Source organism: Amycolatopsis benzoatilytica AK 16/65, from assembly GCF_000383915.1.
GTDB classification, from domain to species: Bacteria; Actinomycetota; Actinomycetes; order Mycobacteriales; family Pseudonocardiaceae; genus Amycolatopsis; species Amycolatopsis benzoatilytica.
On sequence record NZ_KB912942.1, the window covers coordinates 6,699,963 to 6,716,609 of the forward strand.

Sequence of the window (16,647 nt, forward strand, 5' to 3'; positions counted from 1 at the left end):
CGGGATCAGCACTCGATCGCTACATGCCCGCCCCGCGCGACGGTCAAACCCGGGTTTGGTTTGCCCACCCCCCGGGCAGGTACCAGGACGGGCACGAAAGACTGGCGGCGCACGCCGGAGAGAGGAACAGCACGTGGAGGAGAACGCCCCGCTCGAGCGCGAGGACGCACAGCTCATCGAGGTGCGGACAGCGGCGATCCCGCACGTGGTGCCCACCCTGCGGACCATCGTGGCGGACATCGCGATGCGCCAGGACTTCGACCTGGACGCGGTCGAGGACCTGCGGATGGCGGTCGACGAAGCCTGCTCGATGCTGCTGCCCTCGGCCGCCGACGGCAAGCTGACCTGCGTGTTCTCCTGGATCGAGGGCCGGATCGAGGTGACCGTGTCGGTGGTCTCCGACCGCCCCGACCACGGCGACGAGACCGGGCTGTCCTGGCAGCTGCTCACCGCGCTCGCGACGTCGGCGCGGCGCACCGTGACCCCGGCCGACGGCCGGTACCTCTCCCGGGTGCAACTGGTCCGGGAGAGCGAGACGGCCAGCTCGTGACGAACCCCGCCGGCGGCGAAGAACCCACCGACGTGGCAGCTTTGTTCCAGGAGCTGACCGGGCTGCCCGAGCGTTCGGCGCGTCGCGAGGAGATCCGCGACCGGCTGGTCCGCGAGCACCTCGAACTGGCCCGCAACCTGGCCCGGAAGTTCCGCAACCGGGACGAGGCGATGGACGACCTGGTGCAGATCGCCACGGTCGGCCTGATCCACGCGGTGGACCGCTACGACCCGGCCCAGGGCACCGACTTCCTCGCCTTCGCGGTGCCGACGATCTCCGGCGAGCTGCGCCACCACTTTCGCGACAACAGCTGGTCGGTGCGGGTGCCGAGGCGGCTGAAGGAGCTCAACGCGACGATTTCGGCGGCGCGCGAGGAGCTGACCGTGCGGCTGTCGCGGGCCCCGAAGCCGAGTGAGATCGCCCGGCATCTCGACGTGCCGATCGAGGACGTTTACGAGGGCTTGCGCGCCGGCCAGGGCCGATACGGGGCGTCGCTGGACAATCTGCTGGAGAACTCCGCGCACACCCGGTTCGGCGCGCCGGACGCGAACCTCGGCCAGGCCGAGCTGCGCGAGGCGCTGCGGCCGATGCTGGACAGCCTGCCCGAGCGGGAACGCAAGATCGTCGCACTGCGGTTCGGGTCCGGGATGAGCCAGTCGGACATCGCGCGCCGCGTCGGGGTTTCGCAGATGCAGGTGTCCCGGCTGCTCGCCGCGACGCTGAAGAAACTCCGCACCGGACTGGCCGAGACGGACATCACCGAAGGCACCTGATTTGTCTTGGGCCCAGTTGGGTAAACACCACGTGCGAGCGAAGAGGCCGGGAGGTGCGGACGCCATGACGACGTCGAGGATGCCGACCAGGAGCACCGCGGCGGCTGCCGCGACTGTGCGCCTGGCGCTCCCGGCTGACGTCACCGCACCCGCCATCGCGCGAGCGCAGGTCCGCGCCGCGCTCGCCGAACTCGACGTCCCCGACCAGCTGCGCGACGACGTGCTGCTGGCGACGTCCGAACTGGTCACCAACGCGTTCGAGCACGGCGGCCGGCCAGGCAGGCTGGAGCTGCGGACGGACGGCTGCGAGCTGGTGATCCGGGTGTTCGACACGTCCTCGTCGATCCCGGAGCTGAAGGAGCCGATCGCGGCGGCGGCGCGCAGCCGCGGGCTGCAGCTGGTCCGCGCGCTGGCGCGACGCTGGGGCTACGACCCGGCCGAGGGCGGGAAGTGCGTCTGGGCGGCGTTCGCCCTGTCCTGACGGCGGAGCACGACCAGGCCGAGGTAGTCCGAAGGCCGGGATTGGTCCTGAAGGCGGGCATGATCGAGCTATGACCGCTGGTGAATTGACTCCCGAACAGCTGCTGACCACCACCCGCACCGTGCGCAAGCGACTGGACTTCGAGCGGCCGGTGCCGCTGGATCTGGTCGAGAAGGCGCTGACGATCGCATTGCAGGCGCCGAGCGCGTCGAACCGGCAGAACTGGCATTGGCTCGTCGTCACCGACGCTCAGCAGCGGGCCGGGCTGGCCGAGCTGTACCAGCGGGCCGCGCGGCAGTACTTCGGCGGGTCGAGGTCCGCCGGGGCGTTGTTCGCCGAAGATCCGGAGCGGGCCGCGGTGCAGCAGCGGGTCGCGTCCAGTGCCGAGTACCTCGCCGACCGGATGGCCGACGTGCCGGTGCTGGTCGTCCCGTGCATCGAGACCGCGAGCGCCGAACTGCCCGCCGGAAACCAGGCCGCTCTCTGGGCGTCCCTGCTGCCCGCGGTCTGGAGCTACCAGCTGGCGGCGCGTTCGCTCGGTCTCGGCACGGCCTGGACCACCCTGCATCTGGCGTACGAAAAAGAAGCCGCCGAGCTGCTCGGGCTTCCCGAGACGGTCCATCAGGGCGCGCTCGTCCCGACCGCGTTCTACACCGGCGACACCTTCAAACCGGCCGCGCGGCAACCGTTGTCCGAGGTGCTGCACTTCGACCGCTGGTGAGCCTTGTCCGGTTCTGTCGTATTCGCCCCGCCACGCAGTGGCTACGCTCGCCGGATGCTGGACGTGATCGGCGTGACCGGAGACGAGGAGCGGGTCTACCGGCTCCTCGTCGGGATGTTCGACGCCGGGCCGGCGCAGCTGGCCCAGCAGCTGGGGCTCGCTCCGGCGCAGGTGTCGGCCGCGCTGCGTTCGCTGCACGCCAAAGGCCTGGTCAGCCTGGTCGCCGGGGAGGAGCCGCGGTACGCGCCGTCGCCGCCGGACGTCGCCTTCGGTCCGTTGCTGATGCGCGGGCAGGAGTCGCTCGAATGGGCGCGAGCCGCCGTGAACCGGCTGGCCGAGGACTACCGCGGCGGCGCCCGGCGGCGCGACGCGACGCAGCTGGTCGAGGTCATCACCGGCAGCGCGGCGATCCGGCAGCAGATGGCGAACCTGCAGATCGGGGCGCGCCGCGAGCTGCTGGCGTTCTGCAAGGCCGGGCATATCGCACTGCCCGCCTCGGAAAACCACGACGAGTTCGACGCGCTCGCCCGCGGCGTGCGGTTCCGGGTGGTCTACGAGCGCGCGCTGCTGGAAGAGCCCGGGATGATCGAGAACGTCGCGCTCGGCATCCGGCACGGCGAGGCGGCGCGGTCGTCCGCCGTGGTGCCGGTGCGGATGGCGATCGCGGACGGGTCGATCGCGTTGTGCCCGCTGGTGCAGAACCTGGACGGCTCTGGCGAGCCGACCGCGGCGCTGATCCGGGAAAGCAGCCTGCTCTCCGCGTTGATCGCGTTGTTCGAAAGCTATTGGGAACGCGCCTGGCCGTTGCGCGCGGACGGCACTCCGCAGGACGCCGCCGAGCCGACCGCGGGCGGCACCCATCCGGACCGGGACGAGCGCCACCTGCTGTCGTTGCTGGTCGCCGGGGTCACCGACAAAGCGATCGCGACCCGGCTCGCGGTGAGCCAGCGGACCGTCCAGCGACGGATCAGCGACCTGATGTCCCGGATGAACGTGCACACCCGGATGCAGCTCGCCTGGGAGGTCAGCAGGCGCGGCTGGCTCGACGAGCCGGCGGCGGCCGGGTAGTCCGCCCGGCCGCCGCGGCTTTCAGGACAGCCCGTAGGCCCGGATGACGGTCTGCTGCACCGAGTTCCCGCCTTCGGAGGCGTGCACCCGCAGCGCGACGAACCCGTTGGTCTTCTCGAGCTTCGGCACGTCGACCTTGGCCCGGAACTTCCCGTTGCCGAGGCGGTCGGTCCGGCTGACCTTCGTCCAGGTGCGACCGTCGTCGAAGGACACCTCGACGGTCAGCGCCGGGTCCGGCGGCGCGGCCATCCCGTCCTGGTTGCGGACGGCGAACTCGATGTGGCCGGCCCGGCCTGCCCTGGCCCGCTGCGTCAGATCGGTTTGCACGCCGTAATCCACCTGCAGCAACGGAAGCAGCTCGGTCTTGGTGCCGGCCGGCCGTTGCGACGCGAAGGTCCAGGACGTCTCGGTGCGCGTGCTGAACTGCCACTCCGGAGCGGTCTTGGCGACGGACACGTCGAGCCGGTAGGTCGCCGGGTCGCCGCCCGCCGGGAAGGTGCCCCACGCCGCGCGGCTGTCCTGAACGAGCTGCCCGTCGCGGTACAGCTTCGCGCTCATCTGGTCCGCCGGCTCCTCCATTTCGGGGCCGGCGAACGCGTAGTGCCCCGTTTCCGCGTCGACGAACTCCGGAATGCGCAAGGCGAAAGTGTCCCCGGTGCGCGAGGACACCAGGCCCGCGCCGCGCGGGATCGCCGGCCGCACCACCGGGGAGTACCAGTTCTCCGTCGCGCGCTCGCCGGGACGGAACGTGCGCGGCACGTCGATCTGCCCGTCGTTCAACGGATTGAAGGTGTCCCAGACCAGCTTGTGGTAGACCCGGTGCTGCCAGATCGTGTCGTCCGCGGACACGATCTCCTCCCGGGCCGAGCCGGTCTTCGCGAACCGCTGGTACTGGTTCGTCGCGAACTTCTCCCACGGCCGCCAAGCGAACCGCTGCTCGGACAACCAGTCCTGGTCGCCGGTCTTGCGGTAGTTCGCGGTCACCGTCGCGCTGTTGCGGTCGGAGACCTGGTAGACGATCCGCTGCGGGATCTGGTCGTGCGTCACCTGCATGACGTCGTACAGATACGGGCTGACCGGGGTACCGCGCAGCACCATGCTGGTGAACCCGGACCGGGCCCGTTGCGCCAGCTGCATTCCCTGCTCGTTGGTGACCAGCATGGCCGGGATCGGCAGCCGGTCGCCGCGCGGCGACCAGTGCGCGTAGGTGTGGTCGCCGGCCCGGGTGATCATGATGACCATCGCCGCGCCCGCCTTGTTCGCGGCCGCGGCGACCTGCTCCGGCACGCCGCCGTCGTCGGACGGTGTCACCAGCGCGATCTGGCCGCGCGCCTTGCCCCACTGGTCCGGTTTGTTGCCGTCCACCGGGACGACGTCCAGCCACCGGGTCCCGGAAACCGCCGGGGACGTGCCGAAGGTGAACAGCTCCGGCTTGAGATCGATCCACGGCAGCACGGTCGCGGTCACCATCGGCGCGGTGAGCTGCCAGCGCGTGCCGAACTCGAACTTGCCGCTGTGCACCTTCTCCGTCGGCGTCACGTAGATGTGCCGGGTTCCGGGGAACTCCATGAGGTAGTTGGTGACACTGCGCTCGCCGAACTCGCGGTGGGTGTAGCTGCTGAGGATGTTCTCCAGCGTCGACGGCCGCGGCGTCGTGATTTCGACCGGGACCGAGCCGCGCGCGTCCATCACCAGGGAGAGATCCTTGGTCAGCGAGACCTCGGGCTTGATGATGATCTCGAGCTGTTCGTCCGGGGCCAGGCCGGTGTGGTAGACGGCGCGGGCGTAGTAGTCGCCTTCGGGGAGTTCGAAAGTCGTCTCCCGGTCGATGTCGCCGAAGATGTCGTAGCGGGAATCGGGACCGAAAAGATCGATCTCCATCCAGCCGGCCGCTTGGCCGGCCTTGCCCGCCCGGTTGACACCGGTGACCGTCATCTTGTGCTTCGGCGGTTCCTTCACCAGACCGACCGTCGTGTGCACGGCCCCGGCCAGCAGACTGCCGGTGTAGGTGCCCGCGGCGAGCGCGGCCGAGTCGACGGTGATCCCCACCGTGGCGGTGCCGCCCGCCGGGACGTCCACAGTGGACTTGTCGAGCCGCACCGCGGCACCCGCAGCGGTACCGGTCGCAGTGCGCAGGCCGAGCTGCGGAGTGAGGGTGACCGGGGCGGAAGTCGTGTTGGTGTAGGTGACTTCCTTGCGCACCGTACCGCTTTCGCCGGTAACCGGGCCGATGTTCAGCGTCCCGGTCGCGAAGACCCCCGGCTTCACCGCGGCGGCGGTGAGGTCGACGCGTCCGCCGCCCTGCTGGAAGGCGGTCAGCCCGTTGGTCGGCTTCGAGGTGCTGGCCAGGCCGTCCTTGAGCTGCTGTCCAGTCCACTGTGGATAGCGCTGCGCCAGGATCGCCGCTGCGCCCGCGACGTGCGGCGTCGCCATCGACGTGCCGGATGCCGCGGTGTAGTACTGGTCCATCACGGTGCCCATCGCCGTGCCGGCCGCGCGGGCGGCGACGATGCCCACTCCGGGCGCGGTGATGTCCGGCTTCACGGCGTCGTCGCCCAGCCGGGGGCCGGTGCTGGAGAACGGCGCGAGCTGGTCCTGGCGGTCCACCGCGCCGACGGTCAGCGCCGCGTCCGCGGTGCCCGGTGAGCCCACCGTGCCGGCCCCGTTCTCGCCGTCATTGCCCGCTGCGACGACGAACAACGCGCCGGTCCGCGCGGAAAGCTCGTTGAGCCCGACGCTGAGGTCGTCCGTGCCGTCGGTGGCACCGCCGCCGAGACTCATGCTGACCACCTTGGCACCAGAGGTCGCGGCCCACTCCATGCCTTGCAGGACCTGCGAAGCAGTGGCGGAACCGTCGTCGCCGAGCACCTTGCCGATGTACAGCTTCGCGCCCGGTGCCGCGCCCTTGCGCTTGCCTCCGTCGGCCGCACCGCTGCCGGTGATCGTCGAAGCGACGTGCGTGCCGTGGCCGACCCGGTCGACCAGGTCCGCGCTGGACGAGAAGTTGGCGGTCTTCTCGACCTTGCCCGCGAGATCGGGGTGCGTGGCGTCGAAACCGGTGTCCAGGACGGCGACCTTGACGCCGGTGCCGTCGTATCCGGCCGCCCACGCCTGCGGGGCGCCGATCTGCGGGACACTGCGATCGAGCGAGGCGTGCACCTTGCGGTCCAGCGAAATCCTTTCCACCGCGCCGGAAGCGGCGTGCGGACCGGTGAACGACTCCCAGAACTCTCCGGCACGCTTCTTGTCCTCGCGGACCGCGCGGCCGTGCACGCTCGGCAACTCGGCACCCTGCTCGGCCCCGGCCAGCCTCGGCGCGGCCGCGATCGACCTGCCCTTGGCGTAGTGCGTGATCAACGGGAGCTTCGCGCTCGTTTCGTCGGCGTAGCCCTGTGCGATCAGGTCGGTGACGTCGAACAGCGCCTTGTCGAGGCGCTTGCTGGCGACGAACCGCATCGCGTCGGAAGGAACGACGGTCAGTTTTCCGTCCACATCGGACTGACTGAACCGGATCCGCTCGCGGCCCTTGCCCGGCTGGACGGTCGCGATCTGCCGACCGCCCGGCACCGCCTCGACCTGGACGACGTCGCCGGTCATCAAGGTGACCTTGTGCCGCTCACCGGGATTCTGCGCTGGCACGCCGGCGGCGGGGTCAGCCGCCGCGGGGACCGCCTGGCCGAGCATCGCGACCAGTGCCCCCGTGCAGCCGAGTGCGAAAACTCGTGATCTCCACGTCATCGCATCAGGTTCGGGGCGAGCCGGGGGCCGCGTCACTACCTGGCGGCTGTCGCGGTTGCGACATGTCGCAACTGGGACAGCGGTTACTCTCCGGTTGCCGCAGCGGTATAGACCAGTAGCCGGTCGGCGAGTTCGTCAGGGCGGCTCAGCAACGCCAGGTGGGAGCCGGGCATCTCGTCGGCGACCAGGCCGAGCCGGTCCCGCGCGACCCGCCGTTGCAAGTCGGCGCCGAAGAACCGGTCGTCCTGGAAAAGCAGCACCTTCGTAGGCAGGTCCGGCAACCGCTCGCCCGGCCACGGCAGGCCGTAGTCCCGGCTCTTCGGCTCGCGCCCGCGGCGCATGTTCTCCTTCGCCAGCTCCGACGGGAGATCGTGCAGGAAGTGCTCTTCGGCCTTCATCTCGCCGGGAAATTCGAAGCCGACGTTCTCCCACCATTCGCCGGGTGCCTCGCCGGGTGCGGGGATCATCCCGGCGACGAAGACGAGCAGCCGCGCGCCGACTCGGTCGGCCACCAGCGGAGCGGTGAAGCCGCCATAGGAGTGCCCGACCACGACGACGTCGCGGGCGTCGCCGAGCGCGGTGACGACGGCGTCCGCGAAGTCGTCCTGGGTCGCTTGCGGGTCCTCGATCGGAAGGTCGGGAGCGACGACCCCATGCCCGCGCGCGCTCAGCCGGGCAGCGACCAGGTGCCAGTCCCAGCCGCTGCCCCCGCCTCCGTGGATCAGTGCGAACGTCGCCATGGGATCAGTTCTACCCGCAGCGCTTCACCATGTCCTGCAGCGCGGTCTTTTCCATGTCCGTCACGGACAAGCCGTAGAAGTGCTTCACGGTGATCCAATCCGTCGCATAGGTGCACCAGAACCCCACGGACGGCGGCTTCCACTCGTCGGGCGCCTTGTCGCTCTTCTGCCGGTTCACACTGGCGGTGACCGCGAACAGCTGCGGCCGGGTCAGGTCGTTGGCGAACTGCTCGCGCTTCTCCTGCGTCCAGTCGCGCGCGCCGCTCACCCACGCCTGGCCGAGCGGGACCATGTGGTCGATGTCGAGCTGCCCCGGCTTGGTCCAGGTCGCGCCGTCGTACACGCTGACCCAGGTGCCCGATGTCGGCTTGCAGTCGCTGCCGGCCTGGACGTTCTTGCCCGCGCGCTTGAGGACGACCTCGCGCGTGTCGCAGCTGTCGCCCTGGCTGTCCCAGTGCTTGAACTTGTCCCGCGAATAGCCAGTCATAGTGCCGCGCGCCGCGATCTTCAGCTCGGACAGCTGCTTGGTCGCGTCCGCCGCGGACGCCGGAGCGGCCTCGGACGTGTTGTCGCCGACTTCGCGCTGGGCGTACCAGAACCCGAAGACAGCGACGAGAAGCACGACCGCGAGCAGCACGGTCCGCTTGGTGGGGAACTTCCGGGCCATGACGCGCGGGATCCTTTCGACGGGGTGGAGCCGGAGTATGCCCCGCGGCGGACCGGTAATCGCGCAGACACTCTCGGCAGCGGACTGGCCGTGGCCCGGGACACGTACCGTCAGCTGTTGCCCGGCAACGAAAAAGCGCAGCTCAACGGGGGTGGAAAACGCTCGCGAAGCTGTCACGCCGACCGGCTCGCGAGCGATCTCCGATCAAAGGGGGCGGAAAGGAGCGGGTCGAGGATGCCCGGGCGGCTGCGGAACTGGAACACGCGCGTCGACGATTTCCTGCGCCGCAAGGCAGCGGAGGGCGGGAACGTGGTCGCGATGGCGCGGGTCGCGGCTGACCTGCGCGAACGCGGCCAGCTCGCGGAAGCCGAGGAGTGGTACCGCCGAGCCGCTTCGGGCGGGGACCGGATCGCGATGACCGGACTCGCCCGGCTGCTGTCCGACCGGGGCGAGCATGCCGAAGCCGAACGCTGGTACCACGAAGCCGCGCAGGCCGGCGAGCCGCACGGGATGCTCGGGTACGCCCGGACCTGCGAAAAGAACGGCCGGCCGGAGGACGCGGAGCACTGGTACGTCGCCGCCTGCCGCGCCGGCGCGACCGAGGCGTGCGGACCGCTCGGGCATTTCCTGGTGGAGACCGGCCGGTTCGCCGACGCGGAGAGCTGGTGCCGGCGAGCCGCGGAAGACGGTGATTCGAGGGCGATGCTGGACCTGGGGCGCGCCCTGCAGGAACGCGGCTTGATCGAGGACGCGGTGAGTTGGTGGCGAGCGGCAGCGGAAGCCGGAGAGCTTGCCGCGACCTGCCTGCTGGGCCGTCAGGCGGAACGGGCGCGCCGGGAGGGCGACGCCGAGCGATGGTTCCGGCGAGGCGCGAAAGGCGGCTACGTCGAGGCGAAGGTGCGGCTGGGCTTGTTGCTGCACCGGCGCGGCGAGGTGGAAGAGGCCGAGCACTGGTACCTGGCCGCGGCCGAAGCCGGCGACGCCGCGGCGATGACCAACCTGGGCGTCCTGGCGCGGAACCGGGGCGACGAAGGGGAGGCGGCCGCCTGGTACCGGAAGGCGGCTGAGCACGGCAGTGTCCCGGCGCTGACGAATCTGGGACATCTCGCGGAGGCGCGCGATGACCTCGCGCGGGCTGAACGGTGCTTCCGGACCGCCGCCGAGACTGGGGATGTGCAGGGGATGTTGAGCCTGGCCCGGATGCTGCGCGCGCGGGGGGCGCTGGCAGAGGCCGAGCAGTGGCAGGGACGGGCGGAGGACCGGCCCCGGTGACCGGGCAGGCAGGTGCCGGGCAGGCGGGTCCCTTGACCCGGAAGTCCACAATAGACACCCCGCGCCCATCTCAGGGTCCACTCCGGGGTCTTCCCGGATGTCTGTCCGCCGCCGCCGCATTAGCGTCGAGCGAGTGTTCAGACGTGTGCTCCTCGCCCTCCTCGCCGGCATCGCCGTGTTCCTGGTGCCGTGGACCGTCTACCTGGGCGTGACCCTGCCCCAGCGCTTCGACACGAGCCAGTGGCGGCTCGCCTGGGTCGGTTTCGACATCGTGCTCCTGTTCTGCTTCGCCGCGTCCGCCGTGCTCGGCCTCCGCCGCAGCCGCGCATCGGTGCCGATGCTGGCCGCGACCGCGGCGCTGATGTGCTGCGACGCGTGGTTCGACGTCGTCCTCGACTGGGGCGGTCCGGACCAGTGGGCCAGCGTCGGGACGGCGCTGCTCGCCGAGATCCCGATCGCGGTGCTCCTGCTGCTGCGCGCCCGCGCACTGCTCGCCGGCCGGGCCCGGCCGCGGAACCTGACCATGCGCGACATCGCCGTGCACTCCAACCCGAACTACCAGCGGCTGCTCCGTCTCCTGCCGGCCACCTCGGCCGAGCTGCGAGCGCAGATCCCGGCGATCGACGTCCCGGCCGCGCTGCTGACCCTCACCCACGCCGGCTACGTCCGCCGCGCTCGCGACGGACGCTGGCACCCCGTCCCGCACAGCACGAACGAAGCGAAGCCAGAGGACTTCCCGGAGCAGGACCGGGCGGCTCTGACCGAGTACCTGGACGCCAAATACGACCGCGAGGCCCGCCTGTTCGCCTGGGCCGCCGAACACCGCGACAGCTTCGACGGCTGGACCGGCGGCAGCCGCGCCGGAATGCACCTGACGCACAAGGATGTGAAGGAGTTCGAAGCGGAGTACCTGGAACTGGTGCACCGCTACGCCGCCCGCCGCGTCCGGCCGACCGCGAACACCCGTCCGATGCTGCTGCGGTTCTACGCGTTCCCGGAGCCGTCGCCGGCCGAACTGTCGTAAGTTGGCCCTTCCCAGGGAGAGGGGCAGACCATGATCCATCACGTACAGGTCGCTTGCCCGGCCGGCGCGGAAGACAACCTGCGCGCGTTCTACACCGGCGTGCTCGGCTGGCCTGAGCTGCCGAAACCGCCGCTGCTGGCGGCCCGCGGCGGCTGCTGGTTCCAGGTGCCCGGCCGGGGCGGGCCGGACGGCGAGCTGCACGTCGGAGTCGACGCCGACTTCCGGCCGGCGAAGAAGGCGCATCCGGCGTTCGTGGTCGACGTGGACGCGGTCGCCGCCGCGGTCGAAGCCGCCGGTGGTTCGGTCGACTGGGCGGACCCGGCGGAGATCCCCGGGCGGCGCCGGTTCCACGCCTTCGACCCGGTGGGCAACCGGCTGGAGTTCCTCGAGGGCTGAGATCGCCGGGAGCTGAGCCGGCCGGGAAACCGACTGTCTAATGTGGACTGCTTAGTCGCCGACCGCGTCTCGACCGCGCTTCACGATCAGCGGATCCGGTTCGCCGACAATGGTCTTGTCCTTGCCCTCGTAGTCGAACCGGGACAGGAAGTAGCGCATCGCGTTGATCCGCGCGCGTTTCTTGTCGTTGCTCTTGATCGTGGTCCACGGCGCGAGGTCGCTGTCGGTGCGGAGGAACATCGCCTCCTTGGCCGCGGTGTAGTCGTCCCATTTGCCGAGCGATTGCAGGTCCATCGGAGACAGCTTCCACTGCCGCACCGGGTCGACCTGGCGGATGATGAACCGGGTGCGCTGTTCGGCCTGGGTGACCGAGAACCAGAACTTCGTGACCGTGATCCCGCTCTCCACCAGCATTTCCTCGAACAACGGCACCTGGTGCATGAACTGCTCGTACTGCTCCGGCGAGCAGAACCCCATCACCCGCTCGACTCCGGCCCGGTTGTACCAGGAGCGGTCGAACAGCACCATCTCGCCCGCGGTCGGCAGATGCTGGACGTAGCGCTGGAAATACCACTGATGGGCTTCCCGGTCACTGGGCTTGCCCAGCGCGACGATCCGCGCGTGCCGCGGGTTGAGATGCTCCATGAACCGCTTGATGGTGCCGCCCTTGCCCGCGGCGTCGCGGCCCTCGAAGAGGAGGACGTGTCGGCCGCCGGTCTCGCTGATCGAGTTCTGCAGCTTCAGCAGTTCGACCTGCAGGAGGTATTTGGTCTCGTCGTACTCCTCGCGCGACATGCGCTCGTCGTACGGGTAGTTCTCCCGCCAGGTGTCGACCGCCTTGCCGAACGTGTCGATCAGCACCGGATCGTCGTCGTGATCCTCGCCGATCGAATGCCCGTCGATCTCGAGCCGGTCGATGTACTCCCGCACGTCCCGCAACATGCGGCCGACCTTAAGCAGGGCAGGTGAACACCGGGTGTCTCGGCCGGGGACGCTCCGCGGGTCCGGATGCCGGCTCTCCGGCTACCGGCCGACGGCGATGCCGATACCGGTAAGGCAGGCGATCGAGACGATGGTTTCGCTGCCGTGCAAGATCGGTGTCCACAGAGGATCTGGGAAGAGTACCCCCGGACGAACGGTAGGCCGGTTTCTCGTGCGAGAAACCGGCCTACCGTATACTGTCTCGACCAGACAGTGCGCCCGAAGGGATTCGAACCCCTGACCTTCTGATCCGTAGTCAGATGCTCTATCCAGCTGAGCTACGGGCGCGTGTTCAGTTGTTAATCTAGCACCTGCCGAAACAGGCACCAGCGGAGGCTCCGGGATTTGAACCCGGGAGGGGGGGTTACCCCCAACCGCATTAGCAGTGCGGCGCCATAGACCAGACTAGGCGAAGCCTCCTGGGTCCCAACGACCACTGCTCAGATAGGTTACACACCTCGCCAACCCCGCCGACAGGCACCCCCCTCAACGCTGCAGCACCCGGCGCAACCAGGGCGAACGACCGCCGAGGCCCTCGGCTTCGAAGGTGGCGATGCCGACCCTCGGCAGCGACCCGACGCCCGGGTACACGAGGTAGCGCGGTTCCCACCGGGGCTGGAACTTGGCGTTGAACCGGTAGAGGCTCTCGATCTGGATCCAGCGCGAGAAGAAATGCAGCACCTTCGCCGACAGCCGGGCGACCGGGCCGGCGCCGATCCGCTGGCCCTGTTCCATCAGGGCGCGGAAGGCGGCGAAGTTCAGGGACACCTGGTCGATGCCGTGCTCGCGCGAGTACAGCAGCAGCTCCGAGATCATCAGCTCGTTCACGCCGTTGTCGGCCGCCCGGTCACGGCGCATCACGTCCAGCGACAGACCCCGCTCGCCCCACGGCACGAACTGCAGGACGCCGCGCACCCGCCCGCCCTGTTCGGCGGTCACGATCACCGAGCTGCGGTCGCCCATGCGGCCCAGCGCCATCGAGAAACCGCGTTCGGTCTCGGTGCCTCGCCAGGTCGCGGCCAGGTGCGCCAGTTCGGACAGCTCGCCCGGGCGCAGGTCTTCGGCACGGCGGACCAGGACTTTGTAACCCGCCCGCTTCGTTCTCGACGCGGCTTGCCGCACACCGCGCATCACGCGGCCGTCCAGGGTGAAAGTCTCCGTGTCGACGATCGCCTCGTCACCGATCTCCAGCACTTCCAGACCGAACCGGGCCCAGACCGTCGCACCGAGCTCGGACGCGCCCATCGCGGCGGGCACCCACGCGTTGCGCCGGCAGATCTCCAGGTACTCCTCGATCGCGCCGGGCCATGCCTCGTGGTCGCCGAGCGGGTCGGCCGAGGTGAGTGCGACGCCGGCGATCACCCGGAACGTGACCGCGGCCTTGCCGGTCTTGGAGAAGACCGCGAACTTGTCGCGGCGCAGCGCGAAGTAGCCCAGCGAGTCCCGTTCGCCGTGCTGTTTGAGCAGCGCGTGCAGCCGGTCGAGTTCGTCGTCGGTCAGCTCCGGCGCGGGTTCGGCGGAGCGCAGCAGGAAGTAAGCGGACACCAGTACGCCGGTGATGCTGAAGAGCAGGCCGATCGTCGCCGACAGGTCCTCGAACCACATTTCGTGGAACTCCGCCGGGCCGCTCACCCCGCACAGCGCGAGCGCGGACTGGACGAGCCGGTCGCCGAAGCTGAGCGGTTCGAGCATCTTCGAGGTGCCGACGGACAGCAGGATCACGTTGAGCACGAACCCGGCGAGCAGCAGTTGCAGCAGCACCCGGACCGCTCGCCAACGGCCGACCGTCGGGTCCGGCCGGGCGATGAAGTAGCGGCGGGTACCGAGCAGCCCGGCCAGCAGTACGACGGACACCACGCCCGCACCGAACACATGCCGCAGGCCGATGTGCGACAGCGCGAGCAGCGTCGCGAACCCTACCGCCAGCTGCCAGGCGCGCCGCTTCCGTCTGCGCAGCCCGGCGGCGAGCATGATCAGCAACACACCGGTGACCAGCGCCACGGCCGCGGCGGCGGTGGTCGCCTCGCTCGGCAGCTCCAGCCACTCGGACAGGTGGCCGCGCATGTTGCGCCCGGCCGGCAGCAGTGTCGATAGCACGGTCAGCAGGCCGGCCAGCCTGGTCACCCAGGTGATCGCGACGACCGACGTGACGCCGGCCATCTGCCAGGTCTGCTGCGCGCGTGTCCCCGTCACCAAGCTTGCAACACGTACGGCCTCGCCATGCTTCCCCCTGTCACCTCACGGCGAGCTCCACAAACGGCTCGAGCGCGGCCGGATTGGCCAGCGCGTCTCTGCTCACCGCCCTCTCCGGGGCAATCCCGGCGAGGATCCGCTTCACTGGTACTTCGCACTTCTTACCGTTCAACGTACGGGGAATCTCGGAAACGACGATGAACCGATCGGGTACGTGTCGCGGCGACAGCGCGTCGCGAAGCTCTTTCCGCAGGTCAGGCTCGACCTCTTCGAGTTTCGCGCCGGGTGCGAGGACAAGGAAACACAACAGCTGTCCGTCCTCGTTCCCCGCCGCCGAGGTGTCGATGACCAGCGAGTCCGCGATCTGGTCGAAACCCTCGGCGACCCGGTAGAACTCGGCGGTGCCCATCCGGACACCGCCGCGGTTGAGCGTCGAGTCGCTGCGGCCGTAGACCACGGCCGAGCCGCGGCGGGTGATCCGGACCCAGTCGCCGTGCCGCCACACCCCGGGATAGCGGTCGAAATACGCCTCGCGCAGCCGCGTGCCGTCCGGGTCGTTCCAGAACGCGACCGGCATCGACGGCATCGGCTCGGTGATCACCAGCTCGCCGACCTCCTCGACCACCGGTTCGCCGTCGTCGTCGAACGCCGCCGCGGCCACGCCGAGCGCCCGGCAGGAGATCTCGCCGAGCCACACCGGCAGGTCCGGCGACGCGGCGACGATCGCCGCGCACAGATCGGTGCCGCCGGAGACCGAGCAGATCTGGACGTCGCGGCCGATCTCGTCGGCGATCCAGCGGAATCCCTCTGCCGACAACGGGGCACCGGTCGAGCCGACCACCCGCAGCGCGCTGAGGTCGTAGCGCTCGGCCGGTTTGACGCCTTTCTTGAGGCAGCTCTGGATGAACGGCGCGGACGTGCCGAAGTAGCTGACCCGATGCTGTTCGGCCAAGCGCCACAACACATTCAGGTCTGGATAGCCGGGGTTGCCGTCGTAGAGCACGATCGTCGCGCCGACCACGAGGCCGGACACCACGAAGTTCCACATCATCCAGCCGGTGGTGGTGAACCAGAAGAACCGGTCGCCCGGCCCGAGCCCGCTCTGCAGGCCCAGCGCCTTGAGGTGCTCGACGACGATGCCGCCGTGGCCCTGCACGATTCCCTTCGGCAGCCCGGTGGTTCCCGAGGAATACAGGATCCACAACGGATGTGCGAACTCCACTGGCTCGTAGACCAGCTCGGCGCCAGCGTGTTCGGCGAGCATCGCGTTCCAGTCGATGGCGCCTTCGAGTGTCGCGTCGCCCAGGTATCGCACCAAGACGGTGGCTTCCAGCGAGGGAAGTTGTTCGCGCAGCTGCTGAACAGTGCCGCGGATGTCGAATTCCCGTCCGCCATAGGCATATCCGTTCACCGCGACCAGCACCTTCGGCTCGATCTGGGTGAACCGGTCGGCGATCGCGCGCACGCCGAAGTCCGGCGAGCACGACGACCAGATCGCACCGAGACTGGCGGCGGCGAGGAACGCGATCAGTGTCTGCGGGCAGTTCGGCGCGAGCGCGACGACGCGATCGCCCTTGCCGACGCCGAAAGCGCGCAACCCGGCCCGCGCGGCGGCGACATGCGCACGAAGGTCGCCATAGGTGAGCTGCTCGGCGAACCCGTCCTCGCGATGGAAAATCACCGCGAGGTCGTCGTCTTCCTTCGGCGCACCGCCGCTGCCCGGGCTGAGCGAGTGTTCGGCGTAGTTGAGCGTGGCGCCGTCGAACCACCGCGCGGACGGCATCGAGCCGGACAGGATCTCGCGCGGCGGCTCGTGCCAGCGCACGCCGAAGAACTCGGCCAGCGCGGCCCAGAACTCCGGGACGTGCTCGACCGAGTAGCGCCACAGGTCGTCGTAGTCGGCCAGTTCGCGGTCGCCGGCCGAGCCGCCCCGATCGCGCAGCCACTGGCGGAAGGCTTCGATTTTCGTGTCCGCGACCTGATTCGGATCAGGTCGCCACAGCACCTCGGGAACAGCGGCGTTCTCGGTCACCCGCCGATGCT

General features: G+C 69.7%; 14 protein-coding genes and 2 tRNA genes. 8 read left to right on the forward strand and 8 right to left on the reverse strand.

From position 1 onward, the window contains the following. The first annotated feature begins 133 nt into the window (after nt 1-133). From AMYBE_RS0131125 to AMYBE_RS0131145, 5 genes are all read left to right on the forward strand, one after another. Complete coding sequence (locus AMYBE_RS0131125) at nt 134-550, forward strand: ATP-binding protein (protein ID WP_020663304.1); 417 nt, start codon at nt 134-136, stop codon at nt 548-550. Then, complete coding sequence (locus AMYBE_RS0131130; RefSeq protein WP_020663305.1) at nt 547-1,323, forward strand: SigB/SigF/SigG family RNA polymerase sigma factor; 777 nt, start codon at nt 547-549, stop codon at nt 1,321-1,323. Before AMYBE_RS0131125 ends, AMYBE_RS0131130 begins: the two co-directional genes overlap by 4 nt. 64 nt (nt 1,324-1,387) lie before the next feature. Continuing rightward, on the forward strand, nt 1,388-1,804 hold the full coding sequence (locus AMYBE_RS0131135; RefSeq protein ID WP_027928191.1) for an ATP-binding protein: 417 nt from the start codon (nt 1,388-1,390) through the stop codon (nt 1,802-1,804). 70 nt (nt 1,805-1,874) lie between these two features. Next, the gene (locus tag AMYBE_RS0131140; protein ID WP_020663307.1) at nt 1,875-2,525 is read left to right on the forward strand and encodes a nitroreductase family protein; all 651 of its coding nucleotides are present in this window, start codon (nt 1,875-1,877) and stop codon (nt 2,523-2,525) included. Nucleotides 2,526-2,579: 54 nt separating this feature from the next. After that, a complete protein-coding gene (locus tag AMYBE_RS0131145) occupies nt 2,580-3,593 on the forward strand; it encodes a helix-turn-helix transcriptional regulator (RefSeq protein WP_020663308.1) in 1,014 nt (337 codons plus the stop codon). Nucleotides 3,594-3,614: 21 nt separating this feature from the next. On the opposite strand, the gene AMYBE_RS0131150 is transcribed toward AMYBE_RS0131145, so the two are convergent. From AMYBE_RS0131150 to AMYBE_RS0131160, 3 genes are all read right to left on the reverse strand, one after another. After that, nucleotides 3,615-7,331, reverse strand: coding sequence for a S8 family peptidase (locus AMYBE_RS0131150; protein ID WP_027928193.1), 3,717 nt, complete (start codon nt 7,329-7,331; stop codon nt 3,615-3,617). Nucleotides 7,332-7,414: 83 nt separating this feature from the next. Continuing rightward, on the reverse strand, nt 7,415-8,071 hold the full coding sequence (locus AMYBE_RS0131155; RefSeq protein ID WP_020663310.1) for an alpha/beta fold hydrolase: 657 nt from the start codon (nt 8,069-8,071) through the stop codon (nt 7,415-7,417). A 10-nt stretch (nt 8,072-8,081) separates the two neighbouring features. Further along, nucleotides 8,082-8,738, reverse strand: coding sequence for an HNH endonuclease family protein (locus AMYBE_RS0131160; RefSeq protein WP_020663311.1), 657 nt, complete (start codon nt 8,736-8,738; stop codon nt 8,082-8,084). A 234-nt stretch (nt 8,739-8,972) separates the two neighbouring features. Here AMYBE_RS0131160 and AMYBE_RS0131165 point away from each other — a divergent pair, with 234 nt between their 5' ends. The 3 genes from AMYBE_RS0131165 (at nt 8,973) to AMYBE_RS0131175 (ending at nt 11,430) form a co-directional block, all read left to right on the forward strand. After that, nucleotides 8,973-10,010, forward strand: coding sequence for a tetratricopeptide repeat protein (locus tag AMYBE_RS0131165; protein WP_020663312.1), 1,038 nt, complete (start codon nt 8,973-8,975; stop codon nt 10,008-10,010). 133 nt (nt 10,011-10,143) lie between these two features. Beyond that, complete coding sequence (locus AMYBE_RS0131170) at nt 10,144-11,034, forward strand: hypothetical protein (protein WP_245573281.1); 891 nt, start codon at nt 10,144-10,146, stop codon at nt 11,032-11,034. Between the two features lie 30 nt (nt 11,035-11,064). Continuing rightward, complete coding sequence (locus tag AMYBE_RS0131175) at nt 11,065-11,430, forward strand: VOC family protein (RefSeq protein ID WP_020663314.1); 366 nt, start codon at nt 11,065-11,067, stop codon at nt 11,428-11,430. A gap of 51 nt (nt 11,431-11,481) precedes the next feature. Here the strand turns inward: AMYBE_RS0131175 and ppk2 are convergent, their stop codons facing one another. The 5 genes from ppk2 to AMYBE_RS0131200 all read right to left on the reverse strand — a co-directional run bounded on the left by ppk2 (nt 11,482) and on the right by AMYBE_RS0131200 (nt 16,636). After that, complete coding sequence (ppk2, locus tag AMYBE_RS0131180; protein ID WP_020663315.1) at nt 11,482-12,372, reverse strand: polyphosphate kinase 2; 891 nt, start codon at nt 12,370-12,372, stop codon at nt 11,482-11,484. Nucleotides 12,373-12,625: 253 nt separating this feature from the next. Continuing rightward, a tRNA-Arg gene (locus tag AMYBE_RS0131185) sits at nt 12,626-12,699 on the reverse strand. A 42-nt stretch (nt 12,700-12,741) separates the two neighbouring features. Continuing rightward, a tRNA-Ser gene (locus AMYBE_RS0131190) sits at nt 12,742-12,831 on the reverse strand. A 66-nt stretch (nt 12,832-12,897) separates the two neighbouring features. Next, entirely contained in the window at nt 12,898-14,571 is a 1,674-nt protein-coding gene (locus AMYBE_RS0131195) for a phosphatidylglycerol lysyltransferase domain-containing protein (protein WP_211227014.1), read from the reverse strand. Between the two features lie 73 nt (nt 14,572-14,644). Beyond that, a complete protein-coding gene (locus AMYBE_RS0131200) occupies nt 14,645-16,636 on the reverse strand; it encodes an acetoacetate--CoA ligase (protein WP_020663317.1) in 1,992 nt (663 codons plus the stop codon). Nucleotides 16,637-16,647 lie beyond the last annotated feature (11 nt).

Bases quoted from the DNA above. Each gene is read 5' to 3' on its own strand.
- AMYBE_RS0131135 (WP_027928191.1), top strand. From the start codon at position 1,388: ATGACGACGTCGAGGATGCCGACCAGGAGCACCGCGGCGGCTGCCGCG.
- AMYBE_RS0131140 (WP_020663307.1), top strand. From the start codon at position 1,875: ATGACCGCTGGTGAATTGACTCCCGAACAGCTGCTGACCACCACCCGC.
- AMYBE_RS0131155 (WP_020663310.1), bottom strand. From the start codon at position 8,071: ATGGCGACGTTCGCACTGATCCACGGAGGCGGGGGCAGCGGCTGGGAC.
- AMYBE_RS0131150 (WP_027928193.1), bottom strand. From the start codon at position 7,331: ATGACGTGGAGATCACGAGTTTTCGCACTCGGCTGCACGGGGGCACTG.
- AMYBE_RS0131175 (WP_020663314.1), top strand. From the start codon at position 11,065: ATGATCCATCACGTACAGGTCGCTTGCCCGGCCGGCGCGGAAGACAAC.
- AMYBE_RS0131160 (WP_020663311.1), bottom strand. From the start codon at position 8,738: ATGGCCCGGAAGTTCCCCACCAAGCGGACCGTGCTGCTCGCGGTCGTG.
- ppk2 (WP_020663315.1), bottom strand. From the start codon at position 12,372: ATGTTGCGGGACGTGCGGGAGTACATCGACCGGCTCGAGATCGACGGG.
- AMYBE_RS0131195 (WP_211227014.1), bottom strand. From the start codon at position 14,571: ATGGCCGGCGTCACGTCGGTCGTCGCGATCACCTGGGTGACCAGGCTG.
- AMYBE_RS0131165 (WP_020663312.1), top strand. From the start codon at position 8,973: ATGCCCGGGCGGCTGCGGAACTGGAACACGCGCGTCGACGATTTCCTG.
- AMYBE_RS0131145 (WP_020663308.1), top strand. From the start codon at position 2,580: ATGCTGGACGTGATCGGCGTGACCGGAGACGAGGAGCGGGTCTACCGG.